Source organism: Sphaerisporangium melleum (assembly GCF_014646695.1).
GTDB classification, from domain to species: domain Bacteria; phylum Actinomycetota; class Actinomycetes; order Streptosporangiales; family Streptosporangiaceae; genus Sphaerisporangium; species Sphaerisporangium melleum.
Map to the genome: position 1 here is coordinate 1 of NZ_BMNT01000060.1, position 16561 is coordinate 16561.

Consider the following 16561-nt stretch of genomic DNA (forward strand, 5'->3'; position numbering starts at 1 on the left):
GGACAACGTACCGACGAAGTCCGGCCTGCCATCCCCATCGAAGTCCGGCGCCTCACCCGTCGCATCCTCAGGCTCGGTGGGGGGAGGCGGTGCTTCGAGACCCAGCGGCTCGCTGTATCCCACGATGTCCGTATCGGTGCGCGAGTAGCTACGCGAGCTGATCTTGTCGCCACTGTTCCCTTCGATGGTGTAGACGGTGCTCGACGTCGAGGACGTCACGATGCCGACGTGGTCGATATCGCCGCTGTGGTCCCAGTCGAAGACCAGTGCATCACCGGGCTGCGGCGCATACCCGCTGGAGCGAGCGTGCCAGGTGCCGTACTTGGTGCCGTAGTCCTTGAAGGACGCGGCCCATCCCGTGAGAACCCCCCCGTTGCCCTCCGCGATATCGGCGTACTTCACTCCGGCGTTCTTCCATACGTACTTGGCGAAGTCGGCACACCAGTCGCTGTCGCGAAACTGGACGCCATCGGCGTAGCCGCAACCGGAGGCCGGCTTCCAGCCGCGTAAGACCCCCGTGTAGTAGTTGCAGTTACTCCCGGCAGGCCTTTCCACGTTCCGCTCGGGATCCTTGAGCTGCGCCTGAGCGACGGAGACGATCTCACTTCTGGTCGCCGCGGCGGCAGGCGTGGCCGTCAGGGCCACCACCGCGAGAGCCGGAACCAGGACCGCCGAAACCGCCGGCAGGCTGGACCAACGCGAACGCGTACGAGTCATGACAGATTCCTTTCAGGGGGAAGATGGTGTGAGGTCCGGGACCCGCCGGCTCTGATCCGGAGTGGCCGCGGAAGGTAATTCAGTGCGCCGGTCGCGCAGTGGCGCGATTCCGTCAAGAGAAAAAGAGAATAATGTCCACACGCTAATCACTCAGGCCGCGCTCACGGCCATACCGGCACCACCGCGAACAGCTGTGCGGAATCCTCTGGAGAAGACTCTCGATGACCCCCTTTCGGTAGTTCGTTCTGCTACCGAAAGAGTGCGCCCGAGCACTTCGAGTTCCCTTCAGAAATACTGCAGCCGTTCTCAAGATCGCCGACTGCCGAACTCAAACGAGCGGCGCCGTGCCGCATCTCTGCCCTTGACCTGCACAGACGCTCTCGCGTGCACACCGGCGGTACATCTCTCCCCGGCGGCCGGACGTCGGGCCGCAGAGCGGGGGTAGATCGTCAGGGGTACGTTCACCGAGCACCTCCGGCTGATGGCCGCCGATCGCAGGAACGGCCCCGGACCGTCTTCCCGCGTCATGAGGAGACGTCCACTACGCCATCCTGTCGACTGTGGTTAACGCCAGGTCACGGCAGGCGGATGTGATATTGAAGGCACTGTCACAGGCACTCCGCTCCGTGGACAGAGAAGAGGCCGCCGGTCTGGCCGAATTCACCGAGTGCGGGCTTGGCGAAGGACGCGCACGAGATCTACGACGGACACTCTTCCCTACCCCTACATCTCCGAGTGCCGCGCGAAAGGCCGGGAGGAGGGCCTCGCCGAAGGCGAGACCAAGTCGGTCCTGCTGGTGCTGGAAGGGCGCGGCCTCGCCATCACCGAAGAGCAGCGCGAACGCATCACGTCCTGCACCGACACCGGCCGGCTCGAGAAGTGGCTCCGCCTCGCCGGTGTCGTGGCGACCGTCGACGAGTTGCCGACCTGACGAACGACGAGCCCGTTTCCCTCAAATTGGCGGCGGGGGCGTCAGTCGGCGGGGGTGGCGGCGAGGTCGCGGACGAGGGCGGCGAATCTGCGGACCAGCGGGGTTTCGGCGCCGTCCACCCAGGCCAGGGCCACCCGTAGCGGCTCGACGTCGGAGAGCGGGACCCAGGCCAGGTCCGGGCGGGTGTAGTACCGGGCCATGCCCGCCGGGGCGAAGCAGATGGCGGCGCCTCCGGCGACCTGCTCCAGCATCTCCTCGACGTTGTCGTTGGTCGGCCCCCAGCGTGGTTCGGACCCGTCCGGCCGCGGGTTGACCGCCCACCAGTCGACCCATACGCGCGGCGCCCGCTCGGTCCACATCAGCGGCTCGTCGTTGACCTCCAGCACCGAGATCGCCTCCCGTCCCGCGAGGCGGTGCCCGGAGGGGAGCCCCGCGACACGTCCCTCGGTGAACACCACCTCGGCGTGCAGCCCGGTGAGGTCCACCGGCAGCCAGACGAAGGCGACGTCCACCAGGCCGTCACGCAGGGCGGCGGCCTCCTGGCCCCAGTCGAACCTCTTGGGCTCCACTCGCACGCCCGGGTTGCGCCGGGCGAACTCGGCCCTGGCCCGGGTGGTCAGCTCACCGGCGCCGCTGGCCTCGAATCCGACCCGCAGCACTCCGGCCTCGCCGCGCCGGTGCCGCCCGGCCACCGCCGTCACCCGCGCGGCCTGGTCGAGCGTGTGGCGCGCCTCGGCCAGCACGTCGCGGCCGGCGGCGGTCGGGGTCACCCCGCCGGAGTGCCGGTCGAACAGCCGCACGCCGAGCTCGGTCTCCAGGCTCTTCAGCGCGTAGGACAGGGCGGGCTGGCTCATGTACAGCGCCTCGGCGGCCCGCCGCAGGTTGCCCGCCTTGTCGATCGCGACCAGATAGCGCAGCTGCCGCAGCTCCATCCTGCGATGATAAGCGGCCTTTATCGAGCCGGTGATCTTCTGTCTTGGACGATCCGCGGCGATGCCCGGCATAACGGAGACCTCGGCGTGCTGAGAACGCCCTGGACGTGGGGATGAACGTATGACTACTGAAGGCACCCCGGCCGGCCGGGTCTGGCTGATCACCGGCGCCACCTCCGGCTTCGGCCGGGCCATCGCCGAAGCGGCGCTCGCCGCGGGCGACATCGTGGTGGCCGCCGCCCGCAGGCCCGAGGCGGCCGGCGACCTGGTGGCCGCCCATCCGGACCGCGCCTTCGCCGTACGGCTGGACGTCACCGATACCGCACGCGCCGCGGCCGTGGCCGGCGAGGTCGTCCGGCGGCACGGCCGCATCGACGTACTGGTGAACAACGCGGGCCGCAGCCAGATCGGCGCCGTGGAGGAGACCACGGAGGAGGAGTTGCGCGAGCTGATGGAGCTGCACTTCTTCGGCCCGGTGGCGCTCGTGCGGGCGGTGCTGCCGCACATGCGCCGCCAGGGCTCGGGGGTCATCGTGCAGATGAGCAGCATGGGCGGCCAGATGTCCTTCGCCGGGTTCGGCGCCTATTCGGCCACGAAGTTCGCGCTGGAGGGCCTGTCGGAGGCGCTGGCCGACGAGGTCGCCCCGTTCGGCGTGCGGGTGCTGATCGTCGAGCCGGGCGCGTTCCGTACGGCGCTGTTCGGTGACGCCCTGTACCGTTCGGCGGCGATGGAGGCGTACGAGGAGACCGTGGGGGCGACCCGGACCATGGCGAGCGGGGCGGACGGCAAGCAGCCGGGCGATCCTGCGCTGGCGGCCGCCGCCATCCTCACCGCTCTGGAGGCCGATCCGATGCCGTTGCGGCTGCCGCTGGGCGACGACGCGGTGGACGCGCTGACCGCGCACGCGGAGCGCGTGCGCGGGGAGCTGCGCACGTGGGAGGCCGTGGCCCGGGACACCAGGTTCGGCTGACCGGCCGGGCCGGCCCGTGGATCAGGTGGCCCGAACCACGGGCCGGGCCGTGGTTCGGGCCACCTGATCGCGCCGCAGACAGGCGGCTTCCGGGCGGCGAGTGCGACGGCGCTCGCCGTGGCCCCTGCATAGCCGGACCCGTGCGAGGGGGCACGGGTCCGGCTTCGCCTCTTGCGACATATGCCTATATGGGCATATGATGAGCACATGGCACGAGCGGCAACCACGACGGACGCGTTCAACGCGGTGGCCGAGCCCCGGCGCAGGGAGATCCTGGACGCCCTGATCGGCGGGGAACGGACGGTCACCGATCTGGTCGAGGTGCTCGGGCTCCCGCAGCCGCTGGTGTCCAAGCACCTGCGGGTGCTCAGAGAGGTCGGCCTGGTCGACGTGCGCGAGGAAGGACGGCAGCGCGTGTATCGGCTCAACGGTCACCCACTCAAGCCCATCCACGACTGGGTGAAGAACTACGAGCGTACCTGGACGCAGCGCTTCGACCGGCTGGACGCGGTGCTGGAGGAACTCAAAGAAATGGAGCAGCGGAATGACCGTGACGGCGAGTAGGCACACTGCGGTGGTCACCCTTCCCACCGACACCCAGATCATGATCACCCGCGAGTTCAACGCGCCCCGGCACCTGGTGTGGCAGGCGTGGACCACCCCCGAGCTGATCAAGCGGTGGTGGTCCGGCGGCTACGGCGAGGTCACCCTGGCCGAGGTGGACCTGCGGGTCGGCGGCACCTGGCGCTACGTCATGACGACCGACGCCGGCTTCGAGGTCGGCTTCCACGGCGAGTACCAGGAGATCGTCCCCAACGAGCGCATCGTCTCCACCGAGGTCTTCGAGGGCATGCCCGACGCCGCGGCCATGAACACCCTCACCTTCACCGAGCAGGACGGGCGTACGACGCTCAGCATCCTGGTCGAGCACACCGACAAGGCGTCCCGCGACGCCCACGTCAACTCCGGCATGGAGGGCGGCATGCAGCAGTCCATGGACCGGCTGGAGGAAGTGGCCATCTCCCTGCTCTGACCGCCCCGCCCGCCGTCGCGCCTTCCCCGGCGCGACGGCGGGCCCGGCCGGGCGGGGACGGGTACACTTGCCGTATGCATCGTCTCGCGTGTCCGAGCTGGTGGCGCTCCATCTAGGAGCGGCCATCTCTCGCACGCGCACGGGCCGTTCGGACGAACGGCCCTTTCTTGTCTCCTCTCCCGCATCTCCGGGACGGGCGGGCCATCGCCGAACGGCGCACCCGCCATCACCCGACCGGAGAGGAACACGACCCGACATGACCGGCAACCCCGGCATCATCGCCGCACCCCAGCCCTCCACAGCAGCCGCGACCGCTGAACAGGCCGTCCCCACCGGCGGCGGGGACGACGGCACCGCCCCGGACGCCGCGCTCGGGCTCGCCGCCGCCGTGCGGCGCAGCGCCGAACTCGAGGAGGCGATCGCGCGGGACCCGGGCCGCTTCCAGGTCTCGACCGGCGACCGCCCGACCGGCCGGCTGCACCTCGGCCACTACTTCGGCACCCTGCACAACCGCGTGCGCCTGCAGGACCTCGGCGTCGGCATGACGGTCGTCATCGCCGACTACCAGGTGCTGACCGACCGCGACGTCGCCACCCGCCTGGCCGAGCACGTGGAGGAGCTGGTCCTGGACTACCTGGCCGCGGGCATCGACCCGGCCCGCAGCACCGTCTTCACGCACAGCGCCGTCCCGGAGCTGAACCAGTTGCTGCTGCCGTTCCTGAGCCTGGTCTCGGTCGCGGAGCTGAGCCGCAACCCCACGGTCAAGGACGAGATCGCCCAGTCCCGCCGCTCCGCCGTCAGCGGCCTGATGTTCACCTATCCGGCGCATCAGGCGGCCGACATCCTGTTCTGCAAGGCCGGCCTGGTGCCGGTCGGCCAGGACCAGCTCCCCCACCTGGAGCTCACCCGTACCATCGCGCGGCGGTTCAACCATCGGTACGGCGCGGCCGGCGCGCCGGTGTTCCCCGAGCCGGAGGCCCTGCTCTCCGCGGCCCCGCTGCTGCTCGGCACCGACGGTACGAAGATGAGCAAGAGCCGCGGCAACGCCATCGCCCTGGCGGCGAGCGCCGACGAGACCGCCCGGCTGATCCGCGGGTCCAAGACGGACGCCGAGCGGCACATCAGCTACGAGCCGCAGACGCGGCCCGAGGTGTCCAGCCTGGTCCTGCTGACCGCCCTGTGCCTCGGCCGCGACCCGCGCGAGGTCGCCGAGGAGATCGGGGGCTCGGGCGCGGCGGCGCTGAAGGCGGCGGCCACCGAGGCGGTCAACGAGTACCTCGCGCCGATGCGCGCCCGCCGCGCGGCGCACGCCGCCGACCGCGGGCACCTGCGCCGGGTGCTGCGCGAGGGCAACGAACGCGCCAGGGAGGTCGCCCGGACCACCCTGGCCGAGGTCCGCGCGGCCATGGACTCGGTGTTCTGAAGGCCTTCGCGGGGCTCTCCAGCAGCCCTACCTACCGCCGGCCGGGCGGACATCCCGGCCGACGGCCCCCTAGAGCCGGGTGGCGCTCGCGTGCCGTGCGCCGGTCATCCGGCGGTCCGGCCGCCGTCGGCCGGGGCGATCGCGCCGGCCATGCGCACCTGCAGCGTCCGGAACCGTTCGACGAGTTCGGCGGGCTCGTGGACGGTGAACTCAAAGCCGAGCAGGGTCACGTGCAGGGCCAGCCCGTCGAGGTTGTCGGAGCCGGCGCGCAGGGTGCAGGTGCGCTCGTCGACCGCTTCGACCAGCCCCGTTTCGGCCGGCACCCGCGCGGCCACCTGTGCCGCCGGCGCGTACATGGTGAACCGTCCCTGGTAGCGGTACCGGCCGACGCCCACCGCCCAGGACGCGTACGCGCCGGTGTCGCCGGACGGCGGCTCCCGCGGGGTGAACCGCGGACCGGCCGGGGAGAGCGGCCGCAGGCGGTCGAGCCGGAACGTCCGCCAGTCCGCCCGGCCGAGGTCGTAGGCGACCAGGTACCAGCGGCGGCCGGCGTGTACCAGCTTGTGCGGCTCGATCGTCCGGGTGCTGCCGGCGCCCGCGTGGTCGCGGTACTCCACGCGCAGCCGCTGGTGGTCGCGGCAGGCGGCGGCGACCGTGGTCAGCAGCTCCGCCGAGACCACCGCGGCCGGCCGGTGGTGCACCACGGTGGCGGCGTCCAGCGCCGAGACGCGGTACCGCAGGCGCGCAGGCAGGACCTGTTCCAGTTTCGCCATGGCCCGTACCGAGGCCTCTTCGATCCCGGCCACCGTGCCGTTCGCCGCGGTGCGCAGTCCGACGGCGACGGCGACGGCCTCATCGTCATCGAGCAGCAGCGGTGGCACGGCGGCGCCGGCCCCTAAGTGGTACCCGCCGGTGTTGCCGATCGTGGCGTGCACCGGGTAGCCGAGCTCGCGCAGCCGGTCGACGTCACGGCGCACGGTGCGCACCGTCACACCCAACCGGTCGGCCAGTTGCGGACCGGACCAGTCACGGCGCTGCTGCAACAACGCCAATAGCCGGAGTAACCGGGCGGAGGTCTCGAGCATGGCCCCATCCTGGCAGCCAAGGAGGACCGTTCCTGTCCTCCTTCGCTGCCAGGATGGTCGTGCGGGGGTCGTCCGACCAGGTCATGCCGGATGCGACGGCGTGGCGTGCCATCTGGTTCCTGTCGGGAAGGCACCGGTCGTCCGGCGCCGAGCGTCCGGAATCCGGCCCCGGCCACGGCACCGTTTTCACCTGTGAGGCCGCACGCCTCGCGCCGATCGCTTGGAGACCCTCTTGACCACCGAGATCAAGCCGTTCCGCGTCGACGTCCCGCAGGCCGAGCTGGACGATCTGTGGCGGCGTCTCGCGGCCGTGCGCTGGCCCGGCCAGGTGACCGGCGCGGGCTGGAGCCGTGGCGTGCCGCTTGCGTACCTGAAGGATCTGACCGAGTACTGGACGACGTCGTACGACTGGCGGGCCACCGAGAAGCGGATCAACCAGCACCCGCAGTTCACCGCCGCGATCGACGGGCTGGACATCCACTTCCTGCACATCCGCTCCCGCCACGAGCAGGCGTTCCCGCTGCTGCTGGCGCACGGCTGGCCGGGGTCGATCGCGGAGTTCCTGGAGGTGATCGAGCCGCTGACCGATCCGGCCGACCCGGCCGACGCCTTCCACCTCGTGATCCCGTCGCACCCGAACTTCGGGTTCACCGGGCCGGCCGGGGCGGGCTGGGACGCCCACCGCATCGCCACCGCCTACGCCGAGCTGATGGCCGCGCTCGGCTACGACCGGTACGGCGCGCAGGGCGGTGACTTCGGCGCGTTCATCGCCCCCGACCTCGGGCGGGTGGACGCCGAGCACGTCGCCGGCGTGCACGTCAACGCGGCCACGGCCGGGTTCATCCCGTTCGGCGGGGTGCCGGAGGGCACGGTGCCGACCGACGCCGAGCAGGTGCGGCTCGACCGGATGAACCGGTTCCTGGCGGACGGCAACGGCTACTTCCAGATGCAGGCCACCCGTCCGCACACGCTCGGTTTCGCCCTCGCCGACTCCCCGACCGGCCAGCTCGCCTGGATCGGCGAGAAGTTCCACGACTGGGCCCACCCCGCCGGCTCGATCGGGGCCGAGCACGTCATCACCCACGCGATGATCTACTGGCTGACCAACACCGGCGCGTCCTCGGCGCAGATGTACTACGAGTCCGTGCACACCACCAACCGGCCCACGCCGTCGCAGGTGCCCACCGGGGTGGCGAACTTCGCCGAGGACATCGCGATCCGGCGGTTCGCGGAGCCGCTGAACAACATCACCCACTGGTCGGAGTACGACCGTGGCGGGCACTTCGCCGCCATGGAGGTGCCTGACCTGTTCGTGGACGAAGTGCGCACCTTCTTCCGCACCATCCGCTGAGGGGAGCCGCCGGGTCGTCTGGTCGGGCGGACTCGGTGCCGGTAGCCGCTGGTTCTCGTCCGCCGCGCCTCCGCGGCGTCCACTGACCGGCGAGCCGCCGTGCGCGCCGTCGCGGGGTATCGCCATCGGCACCGCATCGACGATGGCGGACGGCCGGGAAGGTCCCTCTCGCCGGTGAGCATCAGCGGGCCCGCCGAGATCGGCCCGCCCCCGGCGTGCCCCGGCCACGTAGGGTCGGGGCATGTCCGAGGTGATCGTGGCCGCGCGCGGTGTCGAGGTGACGCTGGGCGGGGTGCCCGTCCTGCGGAACGCCGGTTTCACGGCCGCCGCCGGGGAGATCGTCGCGGTCCTCGGGGAGAACGGCGCGGGCAAGTCGACGCTGCTGCGCTGCCTGGCGGGCCTGCACCCGCCGCTTCGCGGCCGCATCGACGTCCTCGGCGGGCCACCGGTCGACGCCGCCGTGTTCTGGCGGCGGGTCGCCCTGGTCGGCGACGAGCCCGCCTGGTATCCGGGGCTGAGCGTTCAGGAGCACCTGGAACTGGCGGGCGTCGTCCACCCGGGCGGCCGGCTGACCGTCGGCGCGGCGCTGGAGGTCTTCGCGCTGGACGGGCGTGCGGACATGTCCCCGCTGACCCTGTCCACCGGCCAGCGGCAGCGGCTGTCGCTGGCGATGGCGCTGCTCCGGCCGAGCAGGCTGCTCCTGCTGGACGAGCCGGAACGCGGGCTCGACACGGCGTTCCGGGCACGGCTGGCAGAGATCTTGACGGGTTACGCGGACGAGGGCGGCACGGTGGTCATGGCGACGCACGACCTGACGCTCGCGACCGCCACCCGGGCCCGCCTGGTCACCCTGGAGGCCGCGTCGTGAATCCCGCGCGCGCCTACCTCCGTTCCCGGCGGGGACGGCCGATGACCTGGTCGGACCGTTACGCCATGGCGTTCGGCGCCGGCCTCGCCGTCGTGGTCGTGGGGCAGTGGGCGGCCACGGCGGTGCGCGGCCTGGCCATCGGGGTGGACGCCGCAGGGCTCGGGCCGGTGCTCGCACTGGCCGCGGTGTCCTACGCGGGTTACCTGGCCGTGGCCCGTGCTCTCGGCCCCGTCGTGCTGCCCGCCGCCGACGCCGCCTGGCTGGTGCTGTCGCCGCTGCCGCGCCGCTCGGTGCTGGGCAGGAGCGCGGCGGTCCTGCTGGTGCTCGCGCTCGGTGGCGGGGCGGCGCTCGGCCTGGCCGTGCTGTCCGCGTTCGGCGCCCCGGACGGCCTCATCCTCCGCCTGGCCGCGGCACTCGTGCTGGGCGCCGGCGCGACAGTGGGCGGCATGGCGGTGGCGGTTCTCGCCCAGGCGTCCCACTCCTGGGACGTCCTGCTCCAGGTGGTGATCGCGGGCACGGTGCTCGCGGCCGTGCTGGTCGCCGTACTCGGCGGCGGCGCCGGACGGCAGGCGTTGCTCGCCGTGGCGGGCGCGCCGGCCGCCGCGGCGGTGGCGGCGGCCGGGCCGGTCGCGGCCGTGGCCTGCGCGCTCGCACACCGGGCGTGGACGACGCTCGACCGCATCCCGGCCCGGGCGATCCTCGGCTCCTCGGCCCGGACTGGGCGGGTGGCCTCGGCGGCGGTGACCATGGATCCCGGCGCGCTGACCTGGGCCGTGGAGGACGAGCACTGGCGAGGGCGCGTGCTCGGCTCCCGTCCCTGGCCACGGCTCGCCGGCCGGAAAGCCCTGGCCCTGGCCTGGCAGGACTGGCGGCGCATCGGCAGGCGTCCGGGACGGCTGGCCGTGCTGGCCGGCGCGGCCGTGCTGCCCGCCGTGGCCGCCCAGGCCGCAGGGGGCATGTCCGCGATGCCGGCCGGCGTCCTGCTCGCCGGGACGCTGGCCGCCGCGGCGATGTGCACGACCGGGGCCCGCCGCGACGCCGCCGACCCGGCCCTCGCCCGGCTGCTGGCCGTGGACCGGCGTGCACTGGCGGCGGCGCGCGCGCTGCTGCCCGCGTTGCTGGCCGCCGCCTGGTCGGCCCTCGCGCTCGCCGGGCTGGCGGCGGCCGGCGCCCTGTCCGGCGGCGCCTGGTGGCTGCTCGGGCCGGCCACCGCTCCGGCCTGCGCCGCGGCGTCGCTGCGCATGGCGGGCCGCCCTCCGGTCGACCATTCGCTGCCGGTCATCGACACCCCGGTCGGCGCCCTGCCGGCCGGGCCGCTGATCTGGGCGGTGACCGGCGCCGACCTGGCGCTGCTCGGCTGCCTGCCCGCGCTGGTGGCGCTGACCGCCCCGGCCTCTCCCCCGGGATCTTCCCTGATCGTCCAGGCGCTGACCGCAGCCGCCGTCCTCACCGCCTTCCTGCTCCGCCAGGGCCGGTCAGGCCGCGAGAGTGCGACCTGACACCGTGGCCCTGATCACCCGGCACCGGCTCACGAACCCGTGCTCTCCGTCTGCAGGGAGGGCACGGCGCGGGTGCGGTGGGCGGCGACCGCGCTGCGGGTCTCCTCCTCGATCAGGTCGGCGTTGATCTGGGCTCCGGCCAGCGCCCCGGCCGCCGCCGCGGCGCCCACCTGGGCGGTCAGATCGGCGACGTTGCCCGCGACCCAGAGCCCGGGCACGTCGGTGGCACCCGCCGGACCGGACGGGATGTACTCTCCGCCGCCTTGCGGATGCTCCACCGGACGCAGGCCGAGCGCCGTCAGGAAGCCGGCGCGCGCCACCATCCGCGGCGCCACGGCGAGCGTGTCGCGGCCGACCACCGTCCCGTCGCTGAGCCGCACCCCCACGAGACGGTCCTGCTCGACCTCCAGGGACGTCACCGCGCCCTCCACCACCGCGATGCCCCGGGCGGCCAACCGCTCGGCCTCCTCCCCCGCCGGCGCCGCCATGGTGTGGGCGAAGAAGGTGACGTCCGCGCTCCACTGCCGGAACAGCAACGCCTGGTGCACGGCGAACGGCCCGGTGGCCAGCACGCCGATCGCCCGGTCGCGAACCTCCCAGCCATGGCAGTACGGGCAGTGCACGACGTCCTGCCCCCAGCGGTCCCGCAACCCCGGCAGTTCCGGCAGTTCGTCCACCAGTCCGGTGGTCACCAGCAGCCGGCGGGCGCGGACCACGCGGCCGTCCGCCAGGGTCACCGCGAACCCGTCGTCGTCGCGTGCGGCGGCGCCGACCTCGCCGCGCACCACCTGGCCGCCGTAGCGGCGCACCTCCTCCCGGCCGCGGTCCAGCAGCTCGGTCGGCCGGATGCCGTCCAGGGCCAGCAGGGCGTGCACCCCTGCGGCCGGGGCGTTGCGCGGCGTACCCGCGTCGACCACCACCACCGAGCGCCGCGCCCGCGCCAGCATCAGCGCCCCGCTCAACCCGGCGGCACCACCGCCGGCCACCACCACGTCATAGCCGTCTCTCAGCTCATCGGTCATCGTGACCACCTCCACGACGACCATGCGATCCCACTCGACGCCACGGCAATCTTCTTTGCTGTTATGGCAAACGGGAGCTTTCTATGTAAAACTAGCAGGTTAGGATGGTTTCTCTGCCGGAAGCGTACGGTGCAGTCATGCTTCGTCGCGATCGGAAAGGTCGTGGATGACCAGACACGAGGTGGACGTCGTCGTCGTGGGCGGCGGGGGGATGGGGTCGGCGGCCGCGTGGCGGCTGGCCGGGCGCGGAGCCGACGTGGTGCTGCTGGAGCGGTTCGAGCCGGGGCACGTACGCGGCGCCTCGCATGGCGCCTCCCGGATCTTCCGCGTCTCCTACACCGAGCCCGTCTACATCAGGCTCGCCCAGGAGGCCGAGCGGTCGTGGCGGGAGCTTGAGGCCGCCGCGGGCGTCTCGCTGCTCACCGTCACTGGTGGAATCGACCATGGACGGACGGACGGCCTCGGCGTGCTGGCCGAGGCGCTCGAGGCGGCGGGCGCGCCAGGTGAGTGGCTGGCCCCGCAGGAGGCCGCCGAGCGCTGGCCCGGCCTGCGTTATGACGGCAAGGTGCTGTTCCATCCGGCGAGCGGGCGACTGCACGCCGACGACGCACTGTCGGCGCTCCAGGCGCAGGCGGCCCGGCTGGGCGCCGTCGTCCGGCACGAGACGCCGGTCACCTCGATCGTGGTACGCGGCGACGACGCCGTCGAGGTGCGCGCCGGGGAGGACGTCTACCAGGCGAAGAGAGTCGTCGTCGCGGCCGGGGCATGGACGCGGAAGCTGCTCGGCGGACTCGTCCCGCTGCCACCGCTGCGCGTCACGCAGGAGCAGCCGGCGTACTTCGCCCCGCTGCGCGAGATGGCGTGGCCGAGCTTCGTGCACCATCTCGACGGCGAGTCGCCGGCGGCCACCGGGTTCCCGAGCGGTGTCTACGGCCTCGGAACGCCCGGCGAGGGGATCAAGACCGGGTTTCACGGCACGGGTCCGGTGGTCGACCCCGACGACCGGGACTTCCAGCCGGAGCCCGCCCAGTTGCGCATCCTGCGGGAGTACGCCCGCGCGTGGCTGCCCGGTGTCGACGCGGACGCCTTCACCCCGATCAGCTGTACCTACACCACGACGCCGACCGCCGACTTCGTCCTGGACCGGGTCGGTCCCGTCGTCGTGGCGGCCGGCTTCTCCGGGCACGGCTTCAAGTTCGTTCCGGCGGTCGGGCGGATCCTCGCCGACCTCGCCCTCACCGATGCGCGGCCCGACGTGCGCTTCGCGCTGAGGCGCCCGGCCGGGGCCTGACTCCGAGAATCCGAGCCGTTCCCACCTCGCCGGCTCCGGGCACCGCTCGAAGCCCGTGGAGGTCCGGGTGCCGTGATCACTCGGGCTGGGCCGGGCGGCAATCTTCTTTGCCGTCATGGCAAACTGGCCGCATGGAGAGCGATCTCGGCCGGGCGCTCGGCGCGGTCGGCCCGCGGCTGCGGGAGCTGCGCCGCAAGCGCGACACCACGCTGGCGGAGCTGTCGTCACAGACCGGCATCTCGGTGAGCACGCTGTCCCGGCTGGAGTCCGGCGCGCGGCGGCCGACCCTCGAACTACTGCTCCCCCTGGCCCAGGCGCACGGCGTCACGCTCGACGATCTCGTCGGCGCCCCGCCCACCGGCGACCCGCGCATCCACCTGCGCCCGGTCACCCGGCAGGGCATGATCATGATTCCGCTGACCCGCCGGGCCGGGGGCATTCAGGCGTACAAGCTGGTGTTCTCGCCCGGCGGGCGTGCGGAGCCCGATCCGCGGACCCATGAGGGCTACGAGTGGATGTACGTCCTCAACGGGCGGCTGCGGCTCGTCCTCGGCGAGCAGGATCTGGTGCTGTCGCCCGGCGAGGCGGCCGAGTTCGACACCCGCCTGCCGCACTGGTTCGGCACGGTCGACGGCGAGCCGGCCGAGGTGCTCAGCCTGTTCGGCAGACAGGGCGAACGCGCCCACCTGCGCGCCCGCCCGCGACGTCGAAACGCCTCCGGCGACGCCTGAGCACCGAGGGCGGCGGTCAGGCCGAGGTGGCCCGCACCGCCTCGATGATCAGGGCGGCCACGTCCTTCGGACGGGACACCGCGACCGCGTGCGAGGCGCCTTCCGCCTCGACGATCGTCGCGCCGGCGCGCTCGGCGCCGAACCGCTCGACGTCGGGGTTGATCGCCTGGTCGGCCCCGGCGATGAGCGCCCAGGCGGGCTTGGTCTTCCAGGCCGCCACCGCCGCGGTCTCGCCGAAGGCTCCGGCGGCGAGCGGCCGCTGGGTCAGCGCCAGGACCTCGGTGACCTCACGGGGGACGTCCGCGGCGAAGATGTCCGGGAACGCCTCGGGGGTGATGCGCACCTCCACCGCGGGCTCGCCGCCTTCGACCGGGTAGGTCCACTGCCGCAGGTTGGTGGCCAGCGGCGAAAGCGGGAAGCGCCCCTGCAACTCCCCGAGGCTCTCGCCCTCGTCGAGGGCGTAGGCCGCGACGTAGACCAGGCCGACGACGTTCTCCGCCGCGCCGGCCACGGTGATGACCGCGCCGCCGTAGGAGTGGCCGGCCAGCACGACGGGGCCGTCGATCTGGGCGGCCACCGAGGCGACGTACGCCGCGTCGGAGGCCAGGCCGCGCAGCGGGTTGGGCGGGGCCACCACGGAGACGCCCTGCGCCCGCAGTTCGGCGATGACGCCGGACCAGCTCGACGAGTCGGCGAACGCGCCGTGCACGAGCAGGACGGTGGGAGTGGTGCTCTCTGTCATGGGATCTCTTTCAGGTCGCGGGTTCACGGCGCGGGGTCGAAGTCCCCGCGCCGATCGAGGGGGCCGGTATGACCGGTCCCGGCGTGGCCGGGGCGTGCCGATGGGGTGCCGAGAAGGCGCCCAACGCCGGCTGGGCCGACATACAGCAGCAAGCCTGGCAGAGCGCTCGGTAAGCCCGCGTCAGTAAGTCGACTGGCCCTTTCCCCCGCCGCGCCGATCGGCGCCTGGGGTGTGCCCGCGTGTGTTCCGCCCCTCCGGGGCGAGCGGCGCTTCGAGGACGAGCGCCGGGGTGGTGACATGGCTGACCGGACCCGGCGGGGTCACGTCCGCCGGGTCCGGCCTGTCTCAGGGGGTGGGTCAGGTCAGGGGCTGGTGCAGGTCGCGGTGGGGGTGGCCGCGGTGCCGTTGGCGGTGAAGCCGAAGGTCGTGGAGCCGCCCGCCGCGATCGAGCCGTTGTAGGACTCGTTGCGCACGGTCACGCTGGAGCCCGAACCGCTGGACACGCCGTTCCACAGGCTGCTGATGGTCTGCCCGCCGGGCCAGGTCCACCGTACGGTCCAGCCGTTGACCGGCGAACTTCCCGCGCGGACGGTGACCGTCGACTGGAACCCGCCGCCCCAGCTGTTGGTCGTCTGGACCGTCGCCGAGCACGCCCCCGGAACCGGAGACGGCGACGGGGAAGGGGAAGGCGAGGGTGACGGAGACGGCGACGGCGACGGGGTGACCGACGGGGTCGGCGTGGGCGTCGGGGAGGGGCCGGGGCCGGCGCTGTTGAGGACGTTCAGGACGGCGTCGTAGGCCTGCTTCTTGTTGTAGTTGCCGTCGAACAGCAGCGGGGTGTCGCCACTGCGCCAGGAGTACTTGTCGGTGACGCCCCAGACGGTGATGCCCGCGCAGCGCGGCACGTTCACGCAGGCCTGGGCCACCCGGCGGTAGGCGTCGGCCTGGGTCGAGCCGGAACCGCCCACGTCCAGCTCGGTGATCTGCACGTCGACGCCGAGCGCGGCGAACTGCTGGATGTTCGCCTGGTAGTTGGACGGCGGGTTCCCGAAGTGGGACTGCAGGCCAACGCAGTCGATCGGCACGCCCCGCGCCTTGAAGTCCTTGACCATGTTGTAGACGCCACGGGTCTTGTTGGCGTTGGCGTCGTCGATGTTGTAGTCGTTGTAGCACAGCTTGGCGCTGGGGTCGGCCGCCCGCGCGGCGCGGAAGGCCTCCTCGATGAAGCCGTTGCCGAGCTTCTGGGTGAAGATCGAGCTGCGCAGCGTGCCGACCGCGCCGCCGTCGTTGAACGCCTCGTTGACGACGTCCCAGGCGTAGATCTTGCCCTTGTAGCGGCCCGCGACCTGGTTGATGTGGTTGACCATGGCGCTGCGCAGGTCGTCGGCCGACATGTTGCTGTTCACCCAGTTCGGCAGCTGGGCGTGCCAGACCAGGGTGTGGCCGCGGATCTTCATGCCGTTGGTCTGGGCGTGGCTGACCAGCCGGTCGGCCGAGGTCCAGTTGAACGAGTTGCGGTTGGGCTCGATGGGCCCCCACTTCATCTCGTTCTCCGCGGTGACCTGGTTGAACTCCCGGTTCAGGGTGGTCACGTACGCCGACTCGCTCAGCCGGTTGACCGCGACCGCGGCGCCGAAGTAGCGGCCGCTCTGCGCGGCGGCGGCGCCCAGAGTGCTGGCGGCCTGGGCGGGGGTGGGCACCGCGAGAGCGGAGACCGCGCCCAGCACGCCGAGGGCGCCGGCGATCAGCGCCCGGCGGGAGCCGCTGAGCGGCCGCCGGGCTCGTTCGGGAGATATGGCGCTTTCGCCCATGCCTGAGCCTCCACTGCTGAGTCGTTCGAGGGGACGCGGAGTGCATCCGCGGAATCGACGCGTGGCGCCGGCGAGAGGGACGTGTGCCGGACGGGCATCGCGTACTGCGGCCCCTGCCGCTCACCACCGACTCCGGCAGGAGGAAGCCGCTTCGG

General features: G+C 72.5%; 16 protein-coding genes. 10 read left to right on the plus strand and 6 right to left on the minus strand.

Translation table 11 applies throughout. The annotated features are described in order from the left end of the window. Positions 1-717, minus strand: a 717-nt coding sequence (locus tag IEY93_RS34630; protein WP_189167401.1) for a CHAP domain-containing protein, incomplete at its 3' end; no start/stop codon positions are given. A 667-nt stretch (positions 718-1384) separates the two neighbouring features. Here IEY93_RS34630 and IEY93_RS34635 point away from each other — a divergent pair. Further along, positions 1385-1648, plus strand: a complete 264-nt coding sequence (locus tag IEY93_RS34635) for a hypothetical protein (RefSeq protein ID WP_189167402.1) — start codon at positions 1385-1387, stop codon at positions 1646-1648. Between the two features lie 41 nt (positions 1649-1689). On the opposite strand, the gene IEY93_RS34640 is transcribed toward IEY93_RS34635, so the two are convergent. Beyond that, positions 1690-2580 (minus strand): LysR family transcriptional regulator, encoded by an 891-nt coding sequence (locus IEY93_RS34640; protein WP_189167403.1) that lies wholly within the window; start codon positions 2578-2580, stop codon positions 1690-1692. A 121-nt stretch (positions 2581-2701) separates the two neighbouring features. On the opposite strand from IEY93_RS34640, the gene IEY93_RS34645 reads away from it, so the two are divergent. From IEY93_RS34645 to trpS, 4 genes are all read left to right on the plus strand, one after another. Continuing rightward, entirely contained in the window at positions 2702-3550 is an 849-nt protein-coding gene (locus tag IEY93_RS34645; protein WP_189167404.1) for an oxidoreductase, read from the plus strand. Positions 3551-3757: 207 nt separating this feature from the next. After that, positions 3758-4114 carry an ArsR/SmtB family transcription factor gene (locus tag IEY93_RS34650; protein ID WP_189167405.1) on the plus strand — a complete coding sequence of 119 codons (357 nt, stop codon included), beginning with the start codon at positions 3758-3760 and terminating at the stop codon, positions 4112-4114. Continuing rightward, entirely contained in the window at positions 4095-4583 is a 489-nt protein-coding gene (locus IEY93_RS34655) for an SRPBCC family protein (protein ID WP_189167406.1), read from the plus strand. The genes IEY93_RS34650 and IEY93_RS34655 overlap by 20 nt, the downstream gene beginning before the upstream one ends. 256 nt (positions 4584-4839) lie before the next feature. Next, the gene (gene trpS / locus IEY93_RS34660; RefSeq protein ID WP_189167407.1) at positions 4840-6006 is read left to right on the plus strand and encodes a tryptophan--tRNA ligase; all 1167 of its coding nucleotides are present in this window, start codon (positions 4840-4842) and stop codon (positions 6004-6006) included. 104 nt (positions 6007-6110) lie between these two features. Here trpS and IEY93_RS34665 read toward each other — a convergent pair whose 3' ends face one another. After that, the gene (locus tag IEY93_RS34665) at positions 6111-7091 is read right to left on the minus strand and encodes a helix-turn-helix transcriptional regulator (protein ID WP_189167408.1); all 981 of its coding nucleotides are present in this window, start codon (positions 7089-7091) and stop codon (positions 6111-6113) included. A gap of 232 nt (positions 7092-7323) precedes the next feature. On the opposite strand from IEY93_RS34665, the gene IEY93_RS34670 reads away from it, so the two are divergent. From IEY93_RS34670 to IEY93_RS34680, 3 genes are all read left to right on the plus strand, one after another. Then, positions 7324-8442 carry an epoxide hydrolase family protein gene (locus tag IEY93_RS34670; RefSeq protein ID WP_203969072.1) on the plus strand — a complete coding sequence of 373 codons (1119 nt, stop codon included), beginning with the start codon at positions 7324-7326 and terminating at the stop codon, positions 8440-8442. Between the two features lie 241 nt (positions 8443-8683). After that, a complete protein-coding gene (locus tag IEY93_RS34675) occupies positions 8684-9310 on the plus strand; it encodes an ABC transporter ATP-binding protein (RefSeq protein ID WP_189167409.1) in 627 nt (208 codons plus the stop codon). A gap of 41 nt (positions 9311-9351) precedes the next feature. Further along, entirely contained in the window at positions 9352-10809 is a 1458-nt protein-coding gene (locus IEY93_RS34680; protein WP_189167410.1) for a DUF6297 family protein, read from the plus strand. A 29-nt stretch (positions 10810-10838) separates the two neighbouring features. Here the strand turns inward: IEY93_RS34680 and IEY93_RS34685 are convergent, their stop codons facing one another. After that, entirely contained in the window at positions 10839-11831 is a 993-nt protein-coding gene (locus IEY93_RS34685; protein WP_189167411.1) for an NAD(P)/FAD-dependent oxidoreductase, read from the minus strand. 166 nt (positions 11832-11997) lie between these two features. Here IEY93_RS34685 and IEY93_RS34690 point away from each other — a divergent pair, with 166 nt between their 5' ends. Together IEY93_RS34690 and IEY93_RS34695 are read left to right on the plus strand one after the other, a co-directional pair. Next, positions 11998-13122, plus strand: a complete 1125-nt coding sequence (locus tag IEY93_RS34690) for an FAD-dependent oxidoreductase (protein ID WP_189167412.1) — start codon at positions 11998-12000, stop codon at positions 13120-13122. 131 nt (positions 13123-13253) lie between these two features. Beyond that, positions 13254-13853 (plus strand): helix-turn-helix domain-containing protein, encoded by a 600-nt coding sequence (locus tag IEY93_RS34695; RefSeq protein ID WP_189167413.1) that lies wholly within the window; start codon positions 13254-13256, stop codon positions 13851-13853. A 16-nt stretch (positions 13854-13869) separates the two neighbouring features. Here IEY93_RS34695 and IEY93_RS34700 read toward each other — a convergent pair whose 3' ends face one another. Together IEY93_RS34700 and IEY93_RS34705 are read right to left on the minus strand one after the other, a co-directional pair. Continuing rightward, positions 13870-14595 (minus strand): alpha/beta fold hydrolase, encoded by a 726-nt coding sequence (locus tag IEY93_RS34700; RefSeq protein ID WP_189167414.1) that lies wholly within the window; start codon positions 14593-14595, stop codon positions 13870-13872. 362 nt (positions 14596-14957) lie between these two features. Continuing rightward, complete coding sequence (locus IEY93_RS34705) at positions 14958-16406, minus strand: glycoside hydrolase family 10 protein (RefSeq protein WP_189167415.1); 1449 nt, start codon at positions 16404-16406, stop codon at positions 14958-14960. Between the last annotated feature and the right edge of the window lie 155 nt (positions 16407-16561).

Bases quoted from the DNA above. Each gene is read 5' to 3' on its own strand.
- IEY93_RS34680 (WP_189167410.1), top strand. From the start codon at position 9,352: ATGACCTGGTCGGACCGTTACGCCATGGCGTTCGGCGCCGGCCTCGCC.
- IEY93_RS34645 (WP_189167404.1), top strand. From the start codon at position 2,702: ATGACTACTGAAGGCACCCCGGCCGGCCGGGTCTGGCTGATCACCGGC.
- IEY93_RS34675 (WP_189167409.1), top strand. From the start codon at position 8,684: ATGTCCGAGGTGATCGTGGCCGCGCGCGGTGTCGAGGTGACGCTGGGC.
- IEY93_RS34665 (WP_189167408.1), bottom strand. From the start codon at position 7,091: ATGCTCGAGACCTCCGCCCGGTTACTCCGGCTATTGGCGTTGTTGCAG.
- IEY93_RS34685 (WP_189167411.1), bottom strand. From the start codon at position 11,831: ATGACCGATGAGCTGAGAGACGGCTATGACGTGGTGGTGGCCGGCGGT.
- IEY93_RS34705 (WP_189167415.1), bottom strand. From the start codon at position 16,406: ATGGGCGAAAGCGCCATATCTCCCGAACGAGCCCGGCGGCCGCTCAGC.
- IEY93_RS34690 (WP_189167412.1), top strand. From the start codon at position 11,998: ATGACCAGACACGAGGTGGACGTCGTCGTCGTGGGCGGCGGGGGGATG.
- IEY93_RS34655 (WP_189167406.1), top strand. From the start codon at position 4,095: ATGACCGTGACGGCGAGTAGGCACACTGCGGTGGTCACCCTTCCCACC.
- IEY93_RS34650 (WP_189167405.1), top strand. From the start codon at position 3,758: ATGGCACGAGCGGCAACCACGACGGACGCGTTCAACGCGGTGGCCGAG.
- trpS (WP_189167407.1), top strand. From the start codon at position 4,840: ATGACCGGCAACCCCGGCATCATCGCCGCACCCCAGCCCTCCACAGCA.
- IEY93_RS34640 (WP_189167403.1), bottom strand. From the start codon at position 2,580: ATGGAGCTGCGGCAGCTGCGCTATCTGGTCGCGATCGACAAGGCGGGC.
- IEY93_RS34700 (WP_189167414.1), bottom strand. From the start codon at position 14,595: ATGACAGAGAGCACCACTCCCACCGTCCTGCTCGTGCACGGCGCGTTC.
- IEY93_RS34695 (WP_189167413.1), top strand. From the start codon at position 13,254: ATGGAGAGCGATCTCGGCCGGGCGCTCGGCGCGGTCGGCCCGCGGCTG.